General features: G+C 35.2%; 17 protein-coding genes. 14 read left to right on the plus strand and 3 right to left on the minus strand.

The window, feature by feature from the left end:
* The first annotated feature begins 233 nt into the window (after positions 1 to 233).
* Entirely contained in the window at positions 234 to 3,455 is a 3,222-nt protein-coding gene (gene ccsA / locus ABS768_RS00535) for a cytochrome c biogenesis protein CcsA (protein ID WP_408072897.1), read from the plus strand.
* A 36-nt stretch (positions 3,456 to 3,491) separates the two neighbouring features.
* Here the strand turns inward: ccsA and ABS768_RS00540 are convergent, their stop codons facing one another.
* A complete protein-coding gene (locus tag ABS768_RS00540; protein WP_408072899.1) occupies positions 3,492 to 3,815 on the minus strand; it encodes a potassium channel family protein in 324 nt (107 codons plus the stop codon).
* 87 nt (positions 3,816 to 3,902) lie between these two features.
* On the opposite strand from ABS768_RS00540, the gene ABS768_RS00545 reads away from it, so the two are divergent.
* Genes ABS768_RS00545 through ygiD form a run of 4 tightly spaced genes read left to right on the plus strand, consistent with a single transcriptional unit; the run spans position 3,903 to position 7,930 of the window.
* Positions 3,903 to 4,508: a glutathione peroxidase gene (locus ABS768_RS00545; protein WP_408072901.1), complete on the plus strand. Its 606-nt coding sequence runs from the start codon at positions 3,903 to 3,905 to the stop codon at positions 4,506 to 4,508.
* A 51-nt stretch (positions 4,509 to 4,559) separates the two neighbouring features.
* On the plus strand, positions 4,560 to 6,215 hold the full coding sequence (gene menD / locus ABS768_RS00550) for a 2-succinyl-5-enolpyruvyl-6-hydroxy-3-cyclohexene-1-carboxylic-acid synthase (protein WP_408072903.1): 1,656 nt from the start codon (positions 4,560 to 4,562) through the stop codon (positions 6,213 to 6,215).
* 38 nt (positions 6,216 to 6,253) lie between these two features.
* Positions 6,254 to 7,087, plus strand: coding sequence for a CvfB family protein (locus ABS768_RS00555; protein ID WP_408072905.1), 834 nt, complete (start codon positions 6,254 to 6,256; stop codon positions 7,085 to 7,087).
* Positions 7,088 to 7,099: 12 nt separating this feature from the next.
* Positions 7,100 to 7,930 carry a 4,5-DOPA-extradiol-dioxygenase gene (ygiD, locus tag ABS768_RS00560; protein WP_408072907.1) on the plus strand — a complete coding sequence of 277 codons (831 nt, stop codon included), beginning with the start codon at positions 7,100 to 7,102 and terminating at the stop codon, positions 7,928 to 7,930.
* A gap of 4 nt (positions 7,931 to 7,934) precedes the next feature.
* Here ygiD and ABS768_RS00565 read toward each other — a convergent pair whose 3' ends face one another.
* Entirely contained in the window at positions 7,935 to 9,131 is a 1,197-nt protein-coding gene (locus ABS768_RS00565; protein ID WP_408072909.1) for a serine hydrolase domain-containing protein, read from the minus strand.
* A gap of 249 nt (positions 9,132 to 9,380) precedes the next feature.
* Here ABS768_RS00565 and ABS768_RS00570 point away from each other — a divergent pair, with 249 nt between their 5' ends.
* Genes ABS768_RS00570 through ABS768_RS00595 form a run of 6 tightly spaced genes read left to right on the plus strand, consistent with a single transcriptional unit; the run spans position 9,381 to position 14,933 of the window.
* The gene (locus tag ABS768_RS00570; RefSeq protein ID WP_408072911.1) at positions 9,381 to 10,223 is read left to right on the plus strand and encodes a 1,4-dihydroxy-2-naphthoyl-CoA synthase; all 843 of its coding nucleotides are present in this window, start codon (positions 9,381 to 9,383) and stop codon (positions 10,221 to 10,223) included.
* On the plus strand, positions 10,211 to 10,753 hold the full coding sequence (locus tag ABS768_RS00575) for a PH domain-containing protein (RefSeq protein ID WP_408072913.1): 543 nt from the start codon (positions 10,211 to 10,213) through the stop codon (positions 10,751 to 10,753). The genes ABS768_RS00570 and ABS768_RS00575 overlap by 13 nt, the downstream gene beginning before the upstream one ends.
* The gene (locus ABS768_RS00580) at positions 10,743 to 12,260 is read left to right on the plus strand and encodes a PH domain-containing protein (RefSeq protein WP_408072915.1); all 1,518 of its coding nucleotides are present in this window, start codon (positions 10,743 to 10,745) and stop codon (positions 12,258 to 12,260) included. Before ABS768_RS00575 ends, ABS768_RS00580 begins: the two co-directional genes overlap by 11 nt.
* Before the next feature lie 31 nt (positions 12,261 to 12,291).
* On the plus strand, positions 12,292 to 13,194 hold the full coding sequence (locus ABS768_RS00585; RefSeq protein ID WP_408072917.1) for a 1,4-dihydroxy-2-naphthoate polyprenyltransferase: 903 nt from the start codon (positions 12,292 to 12,294) through the stop codon (positions 13,192 to 13,194).
* Positions 13,195 to 13,221: 27 nt separating this feature from the next.
* Positions 13,222 to 13,899, plus strand: a complete 678-nt coding sequence (locus ABS768_RS00590; RefSeq protein WP_408072919.1) for a metal-dependent hydrolase — start codon at positions 13,222 to 13,224, stop codon at positions 13,897 to 13,899.
* Positions 13,899 to 14,933 (plus strand): o-succinylbenzoate synthase, encoded by a 1,035-nt coding sequence (locus ABS768_RS00595; protein ID WP_408072921.1) that lies wholly within the window; start codon positions 13,899 to 13,901, stop codon positions 14,931 to 14,933. Before ABS768_RS00590 ends, ABS768_RS00595 begins: the two co-directional genes overlap by 1 nt.
* A 25-nt stretch (positions 14,934 to 14,958) precedes the next feature.
* Here the strand turns inward: ABS768_RS00595 and ABS768_RS00600 are convergent, their stop codons facing one another.
* The gene (locus tag ABS768_RS00600; RefSeq protein ID WP_408072923.1) at positions 14,959 to 17,259 is read right to left on the minus strand and encodes an acyl-CoA dehydrogenase family protein; all 2,301 of its coding nucleotides are present in this window, start codon (positions 17,257 to 17,259) and stop codon (positions 14,959 to 14,961) included.
* Positions 17,260 to 17,550: 291 nt separating this feature from the next.
* On the opposite strand from ABS768_RS00600, the gene ABS768_RS00605 reads away from it, so the two are divergent.
* The 3 genes from ABS768_RS00605 to ABS768_RS00615 all read left to right on the plus strand — a co-directional run bounded on the left by ABS768_RS00605 (position 17,551) and on the right by ABS768_RS00615 (position 19,127).
* The gene (locus tag ABS768_RS00605) at positions 17,551 to 17,748 is read left to right on the plus strand and encodes a hypothetical protein (protein WP_157481461.1); all 198 of its coding nucleotides are present in this window, start codon (positions 17,551 to 17,553) and stop codon (positions 17,746 to 17,748) included.
* Between the two features lie 11 nt (positions 17,749 to 17,759).
* On the plus strand, positions 17,760 to 18,104 hold the full coding sequence (locus tag ABS768_RS00610) for a hypothetical protein (protein ID WP_408072925.1): 345 nt from the start codon (positions 17,760 to 17,762) through the stop codon (positions 18,102 to 18,104).
* Between the two features lie 81 nt (positions 18,105 to 18,185).
* A complete protein-coding gene (locus ABS768_RS00615; protein WP_408072927.1) occupies positions 18,186 to 19,127 on the plus strand; it encodes a cation diffusion facilitator family transporter in 942 nt (313 codons plus the stop codon).
* Positions 19,128 to 19,237 lie beyond the last annotated feature (110 nt).

Below are 19,237 nucleotides of genomic sequence, written 5' to 3' on the forward strand. Positions count from 1 at the left end.
TGATTTGTAAAAAGTCATAAAGTTAATGCAATACATTGTATTGCAACATTACGGCAGTATAGTTTTAAAGAATTTTGCTTTTTGAATGTCTTTAAGGCAAAAATAACTAAAGAGATTATGTAAAAACAGCCTTGCACAGAAATTTCCTTAATTTTTAATCGTTAAAATAAACTTTAAAAATGAAGTTTTGAGTACTTTTGCATCAATTTAAAAACCATTTTCCGCTTCACAACATGGATAAAGTTATTTCCTTCTTTTCTTCTACGCGTTTAATGGCCGTCCTTTTTATAGTTTTTGCTTTTGCAATGGGGGTAGGCACATTTATAGAAGATGCTTATAATACCGAGACAGCCCGATTATACATTTACAATGCAAAATGGTTTGAAGCCATTATGCTCATTTTTGTAATTAACTTTATTGGTAACATAAAGCGTTACCAGTTACATAAAAAAGAGAAGTGGGCTACTCTTTTACTTCACCTTTCATTTATCTTTATTATTCTGGGTGCCGGAATAACCAGATATATTAGCTATGAGGGTATGATGCCGATTAGGGAAGGTGCTACCGAAAGTCATTTTTATTCTGATAAAGCTTATTTAACCGTAATGGTTGATGGTGAATATCAGGGTGAAATGAGAAGAAGGACTTTTGAGAAACACCTGTTAATGACTCCAGAAGGAGATAAACCTTGGTTTATAGGGATGTTGGGAAGTAACCACTTCACCATGAACGAAGAGTTTAATGGTATTCCTTTCACTATTGAGTATAAAGATTATATACTTGGTGCTAAAGATACTATTGTAGAGGATAAAGACGGAGTTAACTATATAAAAATGGTTGAAGCCGGAGACGGCGGACGCCATGAGCACTACCTTAAAGAAGGTGAAGTACAAAGTATTCACAACATTCTTTATGCTTTTAATAAGCCTACTCAGGGTGCTGTAAACATTACTTCTGTAAATGATATATACATGCTACAGTCATCTTTTGGAGGTGACTTTATGCGTATGGCCGACAGGATGCAGGGTACTGTATATGCCGACTCTATCCAGCCTTTAATGTTTAGATCGTTGTATAATGTTGCAGGCTCCCGATTTGTATTCCCTGATGCACCTATTAAAGGTAAAAAGGTTTATAAGTCAAACGGAGACTATAAAACAAAAGAAGACGGTGCTCTTACTATTGTAGTTAAAAACGAGGGAGTAGAAAAAGAAATTACTCTAGCCGGAGGTGTAAAGAAAATGGGAGTACCGCAGTCAATCAAAATAGGCAGCCTTGAATACACTTTTATATACGGAAGTAAAACATACGAACTTCCTTTCAGTATAAAACTGAATGATTTTATTGCCGACAAATATCCGGGAACAGAATCCAGTTATTCGGCTTTTGAAAGTAAGGTTACTGTTATAGACCAGGAAAAAAATAACACTTTTGATGCCCGTATTTTTATGAATAATATTCTGGACTACCGTGGTTATCGTTTCTTCCAGGCAAGTTTTGATAAAGATGAACTGGGTACAAGTCTTTCGGTTAATCATGATTTTTGGGGAACATGGATAAGTTATATTGGATATTTCCTTTTATATATTGGGTTAATGGTTATACTCGTTGATAAAAACACCCGTTTTGGTGACTTAAGGCTAAAACTGAAAAAAATAAAAGCAAAGAAAGCTAAACTAATAACTATACTTGTATTGTTTTTTGGTTTAAGCGGATATTCACAACATGCTCATGAAAAACCAACTGAAAAACAGTTAGACTCTATAATTAAGAAATATAAGGTAAGTAAAGAGCATGCGGCTAAATTCAGTCGTATTATTATTCAGGATGCCGGAGGTAGAATGAAGCCTGTAAATACATTTTCATCAGAGCTTTTAAGAAAGGTAAGTAAAAGTGATAAGTATAAGGATATGAATGCCGATCAGGTTTTTATATCAATCACACATTTACCTGAGGTATGGTACAATGTACCTATTATCTACCTTAGAAGAGGAAATGACAGTTTACGTATAGTTGCAGGTATTGACAAAAAGGCTGAATATGCAGCACTTGCTGATTTCTTTGACGAACAGGGAAATTACAAACTATCTCATATACTTGAAAGATCATATAGAGAGCCTGTTCCAAACCAGTTTGATACCGATTATATGGAGATTGATAAAAAAATCAATCTTTTATATTCTGCACTTAGCGGAAGTATACTTAGGGTTTTCCCAATACCTAACGATCCAAATAATAAATGGGTTTCTTATTCAGAAGCTTCAGAAATACAAAATGAAGATCTTCAAAAAATAAAGAATGTACTTCCTTATTATGCCCAGTCAATTGAGGCAGCATCCAAAAATAATGACTATACCATGCTAAATAGTATTGTTGAAGGGCTAACTAACTATCAACATAAATTTGGGGGTGAGGTTATGCCTACGGATAAGAAAGTTGAAGCTGAGATTTTTTACAACAAGTACGATATTTTCAAAAAACTATATAGCTATTATCTGCTTGCCGGTTTATTAATGATGTTACTGGCTGTTGTTAAAATATTTAACCCTTATAAATGGGCTGTTAAGTCTCTTAAAGTACTTAATGTTATTATAGCAATTTTATTTTTACTACATACTGCAGGGCTTATTGCGCGTTGGTACATATCAGGCCACGCACCGTGGAGTAATGCTTACGAGTCTATAATTTTTGTAGGGTGGTCTACCATGTTCTTTGGTTTAGCTTTTGGTTTTGGATTCCGTCCGCTAGTAGTAAACAAGTCGTTTAAAGGTATGTTTACTATATCTGAAGAAAATAAATCAGAACTTACTGTAGCTGCATCAGCATTTGTGGCTTCAATGGTGCTTTGGGTAGCACACCAAAGCTGGACAGATCCACAAATAGGCAACCTTGTTCCGGTGCTTAATTCTTACTGGTTAATGATTCACGTAGCTGTTATTGTGGGTAGTTACGGGCCGTTTACTTTGGGTATGATTTTAGGACTTATTTCATTATTGCTTATAATTTTCACAAACTCTAAGAATAAGCAAAAAATGGACTTAAACATAAAAGAGATTACCTATGTAAACGAGATGGTTTTAACAGTAGGTTTAGTAATGCTTGCCATAGGTAACTTCCTGGGTGGTCAATGGGCTAACGAGAGTTGGGGGCGTTACTGGGGATGGGATCCTAAAGAAACATGGGCAATGGTCAGTATTATGGTTTACGCTTTTGTAATACACATGCGTTTTGTGCCAAAACTTAGAGGGAAATGGATTTTTAACTTCTTTAGTATATTAGCTTATGCTTCTGTATTAATGACTTACTTTGGTGTTAACTTCTATCTTACCGGTTTACATTCCTATGCAAGTGGAGAGGTGAGAACACCAGCATATTTCTTCTGGATGGCTCTTGGAGCATTAATAATAGGAGCAATATCGTTTGTACAGTACAAAAAACATTATTCTAAGAAATAATTAATAACAAAAAGCCTCTTTAAAAAGAGGCTTTTTTTATCGGTCTTTTTTATGATGATGTTTACTTCGGGTTTCACTATAATGGTTTTTTACAGTATTTATAAACTGAAGTATTATACCAAGCCCCATAAGTATATAAACAATAGTGAACATTTTACCTAAATCGGTTTGTGGCGAAAAATCACCATAACCTATGGTAGTTAGGGTAATTACCGAAAAATAAAGGGAGTTAACAAGACTCCAGCCTTCTATAAAATGGTAAGAAATTGTCCCAATTATAAGTATTATGGTTGTGGTATACAGTAAATCCCTATACTCCCTGTTTTTTAAAAAACTGGTAATGGTATTAAAAAACAACATATTTAGTATATTTATATATAGACTTTAAATATACTCAATTCTTTAGCTTAAGCGAATTTTTATTTAATTTTACAGTAAAATAAAATCATGAAAAAAATAGCAATATTAGCCTGTTCAATTATGCTTTTTGCTTCCTGCAAAAACAACACACAGGATACAACAACTGAAAAAAACGAAACTGCACAGGCAGTTGAAAATCCAACAAACATGTCTAAAGAAAACATATACCAGTTTAAAGTACAGGATCTTTATGGTAAAGAGTTTGATTTCTCTACACTTAAAGGTAAAAAAGTAATTGTAGTAAATACCGCTTCAAAATGTGGATTGACTCCGCAGTATGAAGAACTTGAAGCTCTTTATAAGGAATATCAGGATAAAGGCCTTGTTATTGTAGGCTTCCCTGCAAATAACTTTGCAAGCCAGGAACCGGGTACTAATGAGGAGATTGCTGCTTTTTGTAAGCAAAACTATGGTGTTAGTTTCCCTATGATGTCTAAAATATCTGTAAAAGGGGACGATATGGCACCAATATACCAGTTCCTTACACAAAAGGATAAAAACGGACTTCAGGATAGTGAGGTAGAATGGAATTTCCAAAAATACTTAATAAACACTAACGGAGAATTGGAAAAAGTGGTTAGCCCACGTACAACTCCAAAAGATCCTGAGATTGTAAACTGGATTAACTCATAAAGAGGGTTATTTTAGTTTACTCCCGCATTTATAATCCAGAATATACACATAATGATGTACCCAACAATACCTTTAGCACAAAGCATTATTGAAATATGCCGTGCTAAAGGAATAACCGATATTGTAATATCTCCAGGGTCGCGTAATGCGCCTCTAACTATAGGTTTTGCAAGTAATCCTGCATTTAAGTGTTATAGTATTGCCGATGAACGCTGTGCTGCTTTTTTTGCCGCCGGTATGGCCCAGCAATTAAAAAAACCGGTAGCTATACTATGCACTTCGGGTTCGGCATTACTTAATTATTATCCTGCAGTGGCAGAGGCTTTCTATAGCCAGATTCCACTTGTTGTAATATCTGCCGACAGGCCGCATGACAAGATTGATATTGGCGACGGACAAACCATCCGTCAGGAAAATGTATATGCCAACCATATCGTTTATTCTGCTAACTTACAAGAAGAGGCTTCTGCCGAAAATGATAATAAAATCAATGTGGCTATAGAAAAAGCCATAAGTGAAAAAGGCCCTGTACATATAAATGCTCCGTTTGAAGAGCCTCTGTATGATACTACAGATGAGCTTACGGTTGAGCCTAAAATACTTGATGTTTCTTTTGAAAATTCTTTTAGTGAGGATTTGAGTCCGTTTGTGGAAAAATGGAATCTTGCTAAAAAGAAATTGATTTTAGTAGGTGTAAATCAACCAAATACTATAGATAAGGAGGTACTGGAGCGCCTTGCTGAAGACCCTTCGGTAGTGGTGATGACGGAAACAACTTCAAATATTCATCATAAAAAGTTTTTAAATAATATTGATGTTATAATCACTCCGTTTAAGGAAGAAGATTTTAAGGCATTTTGTCCTGATATACTACTTACCTTTGGCGGAATGGTGGTGTCTAAAAGGATTAAAGCCTTTTTGAGGAAGTATAAACCTCACGATCACTGGCATATTGATACACTAAGGGCTTATGATACCTTTGGAGTTCTTACCAAGCATTTTTTAGCCGAACCAAATACGTTTTTAAACCGTTTTTTACCGGCTACACATTTTGTAGAAAGTAGTTACAGTCACAGGGCTCAGGAAATAAAAGCATACAGGAAACTAAAGCATGATGAATATATGGCTCAGATTCCGTTTAGTGATTTCAAAGTGTTTGAATCAGTTCTTACTTCATTACCCCAAAATTCACAGGTACAGATAAGCAATAGTTCTGCTGTGCGATACATGCAGCTTTTTGATGTAAAACCATCGGTAGAAGTATTTTGTAACAGGGGAACCAGTGGTATAGATGGCTGCACATCTACCGCTATTGGTGCCGCGGTTGCCAGTGGTAAAGAAAATATACTAATTACCGGCGATGTAAGTTTCTTTTATGACAGTAATGCTCTTTGGAACAGTTATATTCCGAAAGATTTCAAAATTCTTCTTATCAATAACGGTGGAGGAGGGATTTTCAGGATATTACCGGGACATAAGGAAACCCCTGTATTTAACACCTATTTTGAGACAGAACATAATTTAACGGGGGAGCATCTGGCTAAAATGTTTGGTTTTGAGTATTCCCAGGCACATAGTCTTGAAGAACTGAACACTAATCTTGAAGTATTTTTCAACGCAACTGATAGTCCAAAAATACTTGAAGTATTTACCCCCGTAAAAGAGAACGACCAGATATTAAAACAATATTTTAAAGAATTAGCCTAAGCTAAAACTTCGTACATTTATATACTAAACCACATAGGATGATTGAGATAGGACAATATAATACATTAAAAATACAAAGAGATACCAGTGTTGGTTTATACTTAACCGATGGTAGTAAGGATGTTTTATTACCAAATAAGTATGTACCCCGTAAATTTGAAGTAGGGGATGAGCTGGCTGTTTTTGTATATCTCGATCATGAGGAAAGACTTGTAGCTACTACATTAAAGCCATACATTACCTTAAATGATTTCGCTTATTTAAGGGTAAGTTATATCAATAAATTTGGGGCTTTTGTTGACTGGGGTCTTGAAAAAGATTTGTTTGTTCCGTTTAAGGAACAGGCAAGACCAATGGAAAAAAGCAAGCGATACCTTGTTCATATGTATATTGATGACAAAACAGGCCGCTTGGTAGGTTCCAGCAGGACAAACAAATTTTTAGATAATGAAGTGCTTACTGTTGAAGAAGGTGAGGAAGTGGATTTGATTGTTTCTCATATTACCGATATGGGGATAAACGTCATCATTAACGGAAAGCATAAAGGACTTTTATATAAAGATGAAGTATATCAGGACTTGCGCACAGGTGACAGGGTAACAGGTTATGTGAAACTCATTCGCCCTGACAATAAAATTGATGTTACCTTACAAAAAGGAGGAGCCGACAGTATTGAACCAAATGCTCAGTTTATACTTGACGAGCTTCGTGAGAGTCGTGGTTTTATTAGGCTAAATGACAACAGTCATCCTGAGGATATAAAAACAGTATTCAAAATGAGTAAAAAAGCATTTAAAAAAGCAATAGGTTCTTTATACAAGCAAAGACTTATTGAAATTAAAGAAGATGGTATCCATCTTATAAACGAATAAAAAAATACTGCCATGTCATTACACGGCTTTGAAAACTGGACTAATAGCTTAAGAGAAAAAGATATAAATCTGCCCGTATTGTTCATAGGGCACGGTTCTCCTATGAATGGTATTGAGGATAATGAGTTTTCGCAAGCCTGGGCCAAAATGGGGAAAGAGGTAACAAGACCGAAAGCTGTAATAGTAATATCTGCTCATTGGTTAACACGCGGTACTCATGTTACAGCTATGGAAGAACCAAAAACTATTCATGATTTTGGAGGTTTTCCTCAGGCTTTGTTTGATGTGGAATATCCGGCTAAAGGCAGCCCGGAACTGGCAAAAGAAACTGCTAAGCTAATCACAAGTACTGATGTAGGGTTAGATCACGATTGGGGGCTAGACCACGGTACATGGACGGTTGTAAGACACATGTATCCTGATGCTGATATCCCTGTACTACAGTTAAGCATTGATTATGGTAAACCTGCTGAATATCATTATAATCTGGCAAAACAACTTTCTGCATTAAGAAAGAAAGGTGTATTGATTATAGGTAGCGGTAATATGGTACATAACCTTCGTTTAATTGACTGGCGCAAACTAAACGAACCAAACTATGGTTTTGACTGGGCTATTGAGATGAATAATATTTTCAAACAGAAAATACAGGACGGTAACCACAAAGCACTTATGGAGTATGAAAAGCTTAGTAAGTCGGCTAAACTGGCAATACCAACGCCAGATCATTATTACCCCTTGATGTATATACTGGGACTACAGGATAGGAAAGATGAACTAAGCTTTTTTAATGATAAGCTAGTGGGAGGTTCACTAAATATGACTTCGGTAAAAATAGGGTAAGTCCTTAATCAAATAAATCTTCGTCGGCATCTTTCATTGGGTAGGTACCAAATAAAGGTGCCAGCTTTGATACTTTATAAGGTTTGTAGCTAAACTTATTTGAAAGTGCAATAATAGTTACAGTATCTTTCTTTAAGGTAACATAAGACGATGTGTTACCATGCCACCAACCGTTATGGTAAAACAGCTTTTCGCCTGTTTTCCACTCACGTAACCTAATACCCAGTCCATAATTTTTCACACCTTTATGCTCGTAGCTGTAACCCTTAAATACTTTTTTTACAAGGTTGGGATTTAAAAAATCACCTGAATAGGTTGCCATATCAAATTTCAGTAAATCCCTTGGAGTAGAGTAGATATTTTTATCTCCGTATATATCATCAAGGAAATCAAACTTATATAAAACATTATTCCCTTTGTAGGAAAGGCTTGCTGTATCTTTATGCTTTTCATAATCAAAAACATAAGTATCGTTCATCCCCAAAGGTTCAAATATTATCTTCTTCATGGCATCCCTGTAATTCATGTGGGTTACTTTTTCAATAACAAGAGCCAGCATAGCATAATTGGTATTGCAGTAACCAAATTTCTTATCGGGTTTGAAATATAAGTCAAATTTATGTTTAGCCATTAAATCCAGTATATCCTGGTTTTTAAGCATGCTTCTGTCCCAAATTTCAGCATTATCACAAAAATAGGCGTAGTTTGGGAGTCCGCTTCGATGATTTAAAAGCATTTTTATAGTAATATCATCATAAGGAAATTCCGGTAATATTGAATTTACTTTTTGATCAAGTTCCAGCTTCTTAAAATCAATTAGTTTTAATACTACAGCCGCCGTAAGTACTTTACTAACTGAAGCCAGGTGTAGTGCAGTATGGGAATTAATTTCTTCTTTAGTACTTCTGTTGGCTATTCCTCCATAGGTTTCATAAAGTACCTGTCCGTTTTTGGCAACAAGAAATCCTCCGCTTAGGTTATGTTTTGGCCAAATATGATTGTAAAAATTATCAATACTCTTGTATTTTGAATCTACAAAAGCCTTCGGAACCCTGTTAAGTGTAATATCAAGTGGCTTTATTCTTAAAATCGTATCTTTTATTTCTTTCTTAACTTCATGATGTGCCAGTGTATGTTTTTCCTTTTTACAGGAGGCTAGAGTTATTAATACTATTAGAGGGATAAATTTTAAAAACTTCATTATGCTAATCTGTGTATTCTAAACTGTTTAAATAGGGGTGGAAACGCAAATATAAATAAAGATTAGATTATTGCCCCTGTTTTCTTTAAAGGTTAACACTTAAAACAATGTGTTATTGTATGTATTTCACATAAAAAACTGAATAAAAGTAATTTATAACAGTTATTTTATCTGTATTTTTTTACCATATTCAAATGTATTGGCAAATGCCAAAAAATCCCGTATTTTTACGGGAAATATTAAAGACACATGAGTACTATAGACTGGAAAACCGTAAAGGAATTTGAAGATATTACCTATAAAAAATGTAATGGTGTTGCCCGTATAGCCTTTAACAGGCCGGATGTACGTAATGCCTTTAGGCCAAAAACAACCAGCGAACTTTTTGAAGCTTTTCTCGATGCAAGAGAAGACACCTCGATAGGAGTTGTATTACTTTCTGCTGAAGGTCCTTCTTCTAAAGACGGAGTATACTCTTTTTGCAGTGGTGGTGACCAGAAAGCACGTGGGCATCAGGGTTATGTAGGTGATGATGGTATGCACAGGCTAAACATTCTTGAGGTACAGCGATTAATCCGCTTTATGCCAAAAGTGGTAATTGCTGTAGTACCGGGATGGGCAGTAGGAGGTGGACACAGCCTTCACGTGGTTTGTGACCTTACACTTGCCAGTAAAGAACATGCTATATTCAAACAAACTGACGCTGATGTTACCAGTTTTGATGGTGGATATGGGTCTGCTTACCTTGCTAAAATGGTAGGACAGAAACGTGCCCGTGAGATATTCTTTTTAGGAAGAAACTACTCTGCTCAGGACGCTTATGAAATGGGAATGGTTAATGCTGTTATCCCTCACGCTGAACTTGAAGATACTGCCTATGAGTGGGCCCAGGAAATACTGGACAAATCACCTACATCTATCAAAATGCTTAAGTTTGCCTTTAACCTAACTGATGACGGAATGGTTGGACAACAGGTATTTGCCGGAGAAGCTACACGCTTAACTTATATGACAGAAGAGGCAAAAGAAGGTCGTGACGCTTTCCTTGAAAAAAGAAAACCTAACTTTAGGGATATTAAATGGATACCATAAATAACGGCTTTACAAATGATGTAATAGATACTGCTTCCCTACCTAAGTTTGAGGAAGCAGTACTTACTGCATTACACTCTGACTATAAAAAGATAATGTACTTTAATGTTGGTATTGTTTATTTAATACTGGCTATTGCTATTGGAGCATTATATTATTTTAACGAAGAAGTACATCCCTATATAGTTCCGGCAGTTATTGTTTACCTTTTATTGTTATTAATCACTATTGTGTTTGTAAATCTTAGTTTTAAAAACAGGGGGTATGTTTTTAGAACACATGATGTTATTTATAAAAAAGGTGTCTTAGCCACTACAACTACTATTATACCTTACAACCGTGTACAGCATGTTGCACTGCATGAAGGTATTTTTTCTCGTAAGTTCGGGCTAGCTGCTGTAGAGGTTTTTACAGCAGGAGGAGATAGTAGTGATGTAAAAATAGCAGGTATCGAAAAAGAGCAGGCCGAAAACATCAAACAGCTTTTGGTTGGAAAAATATTAAAACAGAGTACGTCTAATGAAGAGTGATTTCAGTAAACCACAACGACAGTCACTTATAGGTGTTGTAGTAATGTTTGCCGACACTCTTAGAGGAGTAATCAAAGGATTATGGCCTTTACTTATTGTTTGGATTTTCAGGTTAAAGGATTATGATAAATTCTCTGTTATAGTAGGGGCAGTTGCTATAATTGTTTTGGTAGCGGTTATAGCCTATCTCAAATATCTCAACTTCACTTTTTTTCTCGACGAAAAAAATCAGGAATTTGTTATACGCCACGGAATACTCAACAAAAGCAGATTAGCTATTCCTTTAGATAAGATACAGCAGGTAAATATAAATCAGTCACTTATACAACGTATAATTAATGTTCATGCTCTTGAGGTTGATACTGCCGGGAGTAGTAAAAAAGAGGTTTCCATAAGAGCTATAAATCATGATTTGGCTTTACTGCTCAAAGAACGGCTACTTGAAAATGAATATGAAACTGATGGTGATATTACAGCCGAAGAAAGTGATGTAAGAGTAAAAACGAGAACTACAGAAAAAGAGCATCCGTTTATACAAATTAGTCTTCTTACACTTTTTAAAACCGGAATCACATCAAACTATACTCGTAGTTTTGCGCTTCTTTTTGCCTTTGTAATAACAACCTATCAGTATATAGAAGATTTTATTGAGGCAGCAGGATATGAAGAAGATACATTAGACAGTTATTTTGATCCTGAACTTCTGCTTAGGTTTATTACCTTTATTATTGTAGGTATATTATTCCTTACCTTGTTTATTAATCTTGGGCGTACTATAATACGTTATTTCGATTTTAAAATAACCCGAAAACAAAACTCTTTACTTTTGTCTCATGGGCTGTTAAGTACAAAGAGTACCATACTTCGTCCGGAAAAAGTACAGTTATTGGTTATTGGTAGGAATTTTTTCCAAAAAAAATTAGGTATACAGGATATAAGGATAAGTCAGGCATTTAATCAGAGTACCAATAAAAAGCAATTGCAGTCGGCCATAGAAATTCCCGGATGTGATGATAAAGAAAGAGATACACTACTAAAATTCCTGCTTAATAAAATTCCGGAAAAAGGCGTAGCACTTAAACCAAGTATCAGGAAGCTGATATTTATGATAATAAAATCACTTATAATACCTCTAGGAATATTTTTCTTTGTTTCATATTTATCTCCCGAAATGAGAGACTATATAATATTCCTGCCTATATATATTATTTTTGTAGGCACAATTGTATTTTTCTCTTTTAGGAATTACAGGCTTTTTGTGAATAATAATTTTATTATCAAAAAAGGGGGAGCATGGGATGTGGACACACAAATACTGGCACCTCATAAAATTCAGGGAATTAGCCTTACTCAGTATTTTTGGCACAAAAGTTCTGATATAGGTATTGTAACCCTGCATACGGCTGGAGGTAATTTGGTTTTCGGACTTACCGATTATACAAGACTAAAAGAGCTTACTAACCACTGGTTGTATCAGGTTGAAACAACCGATAAGAACTGGATGTAATAATTAACGATTAAAATTAAGTTTTATATAAATGGCAAATGCTAAAGCGTGGTTTGAGGCCGCAAGATTAAGAACCTTACCTTTATCTGTATCGGGAATACTGGTAGGTAGTTTTTATGCTTTTTCTCAGGGAATGGTTAACTGGAGTATTTTTGGTTTTGCATTATTAACCACATTAGGACTGCAAATACTCTCAAATTTTGCAAATGATTATGGTGACGGTGTAAAAGGCACCGATAACGAAAACCGTATTGGTCCGCAACGAGCCATACAAAGTGGTGCAATTACCGTAAAAGCAATGAAAAAAGGGATAATAGTAACTTCATTGTTAACCCTTGCTGCCGCAATAACTCTTATATACCTTTCTTTTGGCAAAGAGAATCTTGTCTACTCATTATTCTTTTTCTTTTTAGGCTTAGCTGCCATAGCTGCTGCGATTAAATATACTGTAGGTAAATCGGCTTATGGTTACAGAGGGTTAGGCGATTTATTTGTATTCATCTTCTTTGGGCTTGTTAGTGTGTTAGGTTGCTACTTCCTGTTCTCAAAAGAACTGGATATACTTATTTTACTTCCTGCCATATCTATAGGACTGCTTAGTGTAGCTGTACTTAACCTTAATAATATGAGAGATCAGGTTTCAGATGCTATGTCGGGTAAAAACACATTGGTAGTAAAACTTGGACCTAAACGCGCTAAAATATATCATTATTTCATAATCCTAACAGCATTGTTTTTAACACTGCTATTTGCTATCTTGTATAACTTTAAGCCTGTGCAATACCTATTCCTATTGGCTTACATACCATTTTTACTGCATATAAAAACCGTTAGTAAAAACACTGTACCTAGAGAACTGGACCCAGAGCTTAAAAAAGTAGCATTAGGAACATTCTTGTTATCAGTACTGTTAAGTATCGTATTACAGTTTTAATTATAATAACCTCACAACTTTAAAATTATGAAAATAACCTATTACGGACATGCCAGCCTTGGAATAGAGGTAGGCGGAAAAAATATAATTGTAGATCCGTTTATTACCGCAAACGAACTGGCTAAACACATTGACATCACTCAGCTTAAAGCTGATTACATCCTGATTACTCATGCACACGGTGACCACATTCTTGATGTTGAAGCTATTGCTAACAATACAGGAGCAACTATAGTTTCTAATGCAGAAATTGCTGGATACTATGAGAAAAAAGGTTTCAATACTCACCCTATGAATCACGGTGGTAGCTGGAACTTTGACTTTGGTAAAGTGAAATATGTAACTGCTATTCATTCCAGCTCTTTCCCAGATGGTTCCTATGGAGGTAACCAGGGTGGTTTTGTGATTGAAGGCGAACACAAAAACATATACATTGCCGGAGATACGGCCTTAACGTATGATATGAAGCTTATTCCACTTCGTACAAAACTTGATCTTGCTATACTTCCGATAGGAAGTAACTTCACTATGGATGTGGAAGATGCTATTATAGCTTCTGATTTCCTTGAGTGCGATAAAGTATTAGGATATCACTATGATACTTTCGGATACATTAAAATCAATCATGAGGAGGCTAAAAAGAAATTCTATGATAAGGATAAGGATTTGATGCTATTAGAAATTGGAGGATCTTTAGAGCTATAATGAAAGCTACTTATAAAAAATACATACTAAATTTTAAACGCCCCAGCGGAACTTCGCGGGGCGTTCTTACTGAAAAGGAAACCTGGTTTATTATTATTGAAGATAGTGGTAAAAAGGGGATAGGTGAGTGCGGGATATTAAGGAGCCTTAGTATTGATGACAGAGATGATTACGAAGAAAAGTTAAAATGGACTTGTAAGAACATTCATTTGGGTGTAGAAAAGCTTTGGAATGCATTAATCGAATTTCCTTCCATACAGTTTGGTGTAGAAATGGCCTTTAAGTCTTTGGAAGCCGATAATCCTTTTGTCTTATATCCTTCAGAATTTACACATGGTGAGAAAAATATAGCCATTAACGGACTGGTTTGGATGGGTGATGAGGCATACATGAAAGAACAGATTGATACCAAACTGGAACAGGGTTTTAATTGTATTAAGCTAAAAATAGGAGCTATTGATTTTGATAAGGAATTATCATTATTATCTTTTATACGTGAGAATTTTGCTCCTGAACAAATAGAAATCAGAGTAGATGCTAACGGAGCTTTTAATAAAACTGAAGCTTTAGATAAATTAATTCAACTTTCAAAATATCAATTACATAGTATTGAACAACCTATTAAACAAAAACAGGAAGATGCAATGGTTGTTTTGTGTAAAATTACTCCGCTGCCTATAGCACTTGATGAAGAATTAATAGGGGTTTTTGGGTATGAAAACAAACGGAAATTACTCCAAAAAATAAAACCTCAATACATTATTTTAAAACCAAGTCTTGTAGGAGGTTTTAAGGGTTCATCCGAATGGATTGAAATCGCTGAAGAATTAAGTATTGGTTGGTGGGTAACATCAGCACTGGAAAGTAATGTAGGTTTAAATGCTATAGCACAATGGACTTATACACTTGGCAATCCTATGCCACAGGGGTTAGGAACCGGTGGATTATATACCAACAATTTTGATTGTCCACTTGAGGTTAAGCAAGGGAAACTAACTTATAGAAATGATCTTGAATGGAATGTAAATCTATAGAAAAAAGAGCCTAAAGGCTCTTTTTTTATGCTTGTTCTGATTCTGTCGTTATAATAGGAGCTAGGCAGTTTTCAGGAATATTAAATGACTCTACTATTGGCACAGCATCACGTCGTATTTCCCAGCACAACTGACTAAAAAGTTTTCGTATTGCCTTTGTTTTTGCGCCTTCCATATAACCTTGTTCCAGGTACCATGCTTTATTTTCCTGTAGTTTGTTAATAGCAAAGAGATTGTACAGTCTTGTTAGCACTTCTTTTAAAGACTCATCAGCCGATTTTAACTGTAACTGAAACTGCTCTAAAAATACCCTGTCCAGATAAGCAAACGCTATTTGCAGCATGTGTGGGTGCATTATATTTGCTGCATCAAAAGTATCAAGTCCATCATCAACCAAACGTTTAAAACGGCGCGCTGCAGAGCTTACCAGTTCTTTTTCCCTGTATTGAAAAGCATGTAAATGGAATTCCGAATCTTTTAAATGACTATCATCCGTGTTTCTTGTTGCAAACGGATTCTTTTCGGCAACTGCCGTTTTTGCCTGATCCAACACATAACTAAAAATAGTAGCTATATTCATCTCGCTAAATTGTTTACGGAATTCCCCTAAACGATTTTTAGCTACTAGCTGCATCAGTACGGTATTATCACCTTCAAAGGTGGTATATATTTCAGTATCGTTTTTTAAATCATCAATACGGTTTTCAGAAAGATAGCCTTTACCTCCACAGGCTTCACGACATTCCTGTAAAGCATCGCGTGTATTCCATGTGGAATATGATTTCATACCCGCAGCAAGAGCTTCTATTTCCTGCATGTCATCTTCTGTACGGTTCATAAAACGCTTGGTAAGATACTGTAGCCCGAAATGTATGGCAAAAGTATTAGCCAGATAGGGCATAAGCCTTTGCTGATGTATCCTGTAGTTTAATACAGGAACTTCCAGTCCGCCATTAGGACCAAACTGCCTGCGGTTATCTCCATATTTTATAGCAATGGTTAGTCCGGTTTTGGCTGCTGCCAGTGCCGAACGCGGTATACCTATACGTCCGCCAACTAATGTTCCTAACATCGTAAAGAACCTTCTATTATCACTAGGTATAGAGGTTTCAAATTCACCTTTATCATTAACCTGAGCAAAACGGTCCAACATGTTATCATAAGGAATAACTACGTTATCAAAATAAATAACTCCGTTATCAACCCCGTTTAAACCCATTTTATGTCCGCAGTCTTCAATACGAACACCTTTTAATACATTTTTATCTTTATCTCGTATAGGAACGATAAAAGCATTTACACCATAATCTTTATCATCAATAATTAGCTTGGCAAATACGGTAACCATTTCACCATGTAAAGCTGTGTTTCCTATATATTCCTTACGGGCAAATGGTACAGGTGTGTTTATGATAAAACTTCTGTCTTTATTGTTGTAAGTAGCAGTAGTTTCAAGTCCTTTAACGTTAGATCCATGATGGGTTTCGGTCATAGCAAAACCTCCGGGTATATCTAAAGTACCAATATCTTTAAGGTATTTTTCAAAATGTTTTTCAGTTCCTAAAAACATAACACTCATTCCCCATAATCCAAACTGAACTCCAAATTTAATTACAAGACTCAGGTCGTGATAGCTCAGGGTTTCCATTATGGTAAAGTATCCTTCAATATCACCGGCACCTCCATACTGCTTAGGGTAAGCATGGCTGCCAAAACCTTCTTTAGCCAGTATTTTACACCATTCAAGTACTTTTTCCCTGTATACAGTTATATCTGTTGAAGTTTCAAAAGCAAACTCAGGTTGGCTTATCACTTTTTTAACTCGGTTTATTATTACTGCCTGATTTCCGTCAAGAAGGGCAGTCATTTTTTCTTTACTGAAGCTTTCCACCGTTTTAAGCTTATTTGTAATAGTATCATGAGTTTCACACAGCGAAGAAATAGCCTCATTACTGATAATACCAAGTCGCTTTTCAAGTTTTAATAGTTGGGGCTCTATCACCTTTATATCTTCTTTACTATAGGCAGGCCTGTCAGTATTAGCTATAAAAAAACCCAGTTCAGTAAGGTTTTTAGGCTTGTTGCTATTAAGTGCTTTATTAATAAGGTCTTTCCAAAAGAAAAGCTCTGATCGTCCCGGCGGATTATTCAAATCAATTTTAGATTTAAGGAAATCCTTTTCGGCTTTAGAGAAATTATCCTGGTTATTTATAAAATCATTCAGGGCTGTATATTCCTCTTTTGTTAATATATCATCCTGCCATGCTAAATAAATAACAGGTAGTAATATGGTGAGTTTAGGATCGTTAAGAAATGTGATATTCATTTTAATTGGATTAGAATATTAAAAATAGGCAATTCCTTACTTTTTACTTTTAAAATAGTGTTAATTGTATACTCAACAAACAGATTAAAACTTATTATTTAACTCATTAAAAACAAAGGGATTATGTTAAAGTTTTTTTATAACTTTTTGTGAATGACGATATTAAAGTTAAAGTTTGCCAATTGGCAATTATTTAATGCTGAATTGAACAATAATTAGAAAATAAGTTAATAACTTAGGAGTACATAAAACAAACAATAAAAGAGTAATCATCTATTAAATTAAATTGCCATGGAACGCATAATTATGACACAGTCGGGAGGTGTTGGAGCCATGAGAACTGTTTCTTATGAAGAGGCTGCCGCACAACAGGAGAAAGAAGCACAGGTAAATGAAGTTCTGTCTTGTAATCTGCTACTCAAAAACCTTATTAAAACGAATTTGAGACTTTTAAAAATTAATGATATAACAGCTATTTTACTTTTCTAAAAAATGTTGCTATGGGAAATGAAGAGAGAAAACATAATGAAAACGGTAAACCTGAAGAAAACAAACAAAAAGAATCTGAAACTATAAGAAACCCTGATAAGTACCTGGCTATGGAACAGCCGGGAGTTTCTTATACTAATGAGCATGCTGAAACTGATTCTGACAATATCAATCCCGACGATTTTAACGGTAGGGATGAATGGGACGAAGAAGGAGGAAACAGCATATACTCTGAGGCCTTTAATCAGGATGATTCCGTTTTAAGCGATAATATCGATTTGGATGAAGATCAAAACAAGTCGGTATCAAGTGATGATGACGATTTTGAAGAGTCTAACGAACGCTATACCAATTAAGAATCCAAGTATTTCTTTTATATCAATCCCCTATATTGCAATAATATTGGGGATTTTTTTCATAATAAACCAAACCAATAAATGACAGGAAATTCTAAAATAGCTATTTATGGTGCTTTGGCCGCAAACTTGGCTATTGCAGTTGTAAAGTTTATAGCAGCTTCCTTTACAGGAAGTTCGGCAATGGTGTCTGAAGGAATACACAGTACAGTAGATAGCGGTAATTCATTATTACTGCTTTTAGGAATAAAACGAAGCCAGAAACCGGCAGATGAAACACACCCTTTTGGGCATGGTAAAGAAATTTATTTCTGGACACTAATAGTTGCCATATTGGTGTTTTCGCTAGGAGGCGGTATGTCGGTTTATGAAGGAATAACTCACTTACAGCATCCTGCAGAGTTAAAAGATCCGTTTTGGAACTACATTGTATTATTTGCTTCAATTGGCTTTGAAGGCACTTCTTTAATTTATGCTATAAGGCAGTTTAATAAGAATAGCGGAAAAAGAGGTTTTTGGAAAGAACTAAGCCTTAGCAAAGACCCCGGACTGTTTGCTGTAATATATGAAGAAAGTGCTGCTATTATAGGGTTGCTTATTGCACTACTTGGAGTATTTTTAGGACATTATTATAATAATCCGTTTTTTGATGCATTGGCATCCATGCTTATTGGTGCTGTACTTATTGTAGTAGCAATTATTATGGTAAGGGAAAGTAAAGGGCTACTAGTAGGGGAGAGTGCTAATAGTACTATTGTAAAAGGGATTTATGACCTGGTTAGTAATGACAAAAGGGTAAAAACATTATATTTTCCTTTAACGATGCATCTTGCCCCCGACGAAATTTTACTGGCCCTTGATGTGGAATTTCAAAGTGATATGACGGTAGATAATCTATTTATTACTATAAAAGAGCTTGAAGATGAAATAAAGGAAAAGTTCCCTACAGTCAAGAAAATATATATAGAAGCCAAGAACTTTGGTGGACAGGATAGACCATGGATAATTGATACTATGGATTAAAAAATCAAAATATACATTTTCCTTCTTATATACTTCACTAAATATATTCTCTATAACTAATTTTAAAGTAAATATTGTTTTATCTAAAAGATAGAATTTTAATTTACAAA

Origin of the sequence: Flavobacterium rhizophilum (assembly GCF_046000485.1) — a bacterium.
GTDB classification, from domain to species: Bacteria; Bacteroidota; Bacteroidia; order Flavobacteriales; family Flavobacteriaceae; genus Flavobacterium; species Flavobacterium rhizophilum.

Bases quoted from the DNA above. Each gene is read 5' to 3' on its own strand.
- ccsA (WP_408072897.1), top strand. From the start codon at position 234: ATGGATAAAGTTATTTCCTTCTTTTCTTCTACGCGTTTAATGGCCGTC.
- ABS768_RS00540 (WP_408072899.1), bottom strand. From the start codon at position 3,815: ATGTTGTTTTTTAATACCATTACCAGTTTTTTAAAAAACAGGGAGTAT.
- ABS768_RS00545 (WP_408072901.1), top strand. From the start codon at position 3,903: ATGAAAAAAATAGCAATATTAGCCTGTTCAATTATGCTTTTTGCTTCC.
- menD (WP_408072903.1), top strand. From the start codon at position 4,560: ATGATGTACCCAACAATACCTTTAGCACAAAGCATTATTGAAATATGC.
- ABS768_RS00555 (WP_408072905.1), top strand. From the start codon at position 6,254: ATGATTGAGATAGGACAATATAATACATTAAAAATACAAAGAGATACC.
- ygiD (WP_408072907.1), top strand. From the start codon at position 7,100: ATGTCATTACACGGCTTTGAAAACTGGACTAATAGCTTAAGAGAAAAA.
- ABS768_RS00565 (WP_408072909.1), bottom strand. From the start codon at position 9,131: ATGAAGTTTTTAAAATTTATCCCTCTAATAGTATTAATAACTCTAGCC.
- ABS768_RS00570 (WP_408072911.1), top strand. From the start codon at position 9,381: ATGAGTACTATAGACTGGAAAACCGTAAAGGAATTTGAAGATATTACC.
- ABS768_RS00575 (WP_408072913.1), top strand. From the start codon at position 10,211: ATGGATACCATAAATAACGGCTTTACAAATGATGTAATAGATACTGCT.
- ABS768_RS00580 (WP_408072915.1), top strand. From the start codon at position 10,743: ATGAAGAGTGATTTCAGTAAACCACAACGACAGTCACTTATAGGTGTT.
- ABS768_RS00585 (WP_408072917.1), top strand. From the start codon at position 12,292: ATGGCAAATGCTAAAGCGTGGTTTGAGGCCGCAAGATTAAGAACCTTA.
- ABS768_RS00590 (WP_408072919.1), top strand. From the start codon at position 13,222: ATGAAAATAACCTATTACGGACATGCCAGCCTTGGAATAGAGGTAGGC.
- ABS768_RS00595 (WP_408072921.1), top strand. From the start codon at position 13,899: ATGAAAGCTACTTATAAAAAATACATACTAAATTTTAAACGCCCCAGC.
- ABS768_RS00600 (WP_408072923.1), bottom strand. From the start codon at position 17,259: ATGAATATCACATTTCTTAACGATCCTAAACTCACCATATTACTACCT.
- ABS768_RS00605 (WP_157481461.1), top strand. From the start codon at position 17,551: ATGGAACGCATAATTATGACACAGTCGGGAGGTGTTGGAGCCATGAGA.
- ABS768_RS00610 (WP_408072925.1), top strand. From the start codon at position 17,760: ATGGGAAATGAAGAGAGAAAACATAATGAAAACGGTAAACCTGAAGAA.
- ABS768_RS00615 (WP_408072927.1), top strand. From the start codon at position 18,186: ATGACAGGAAATTCTAAAATAGCTATTTATGGTGCTTTGGCCGCAAAC.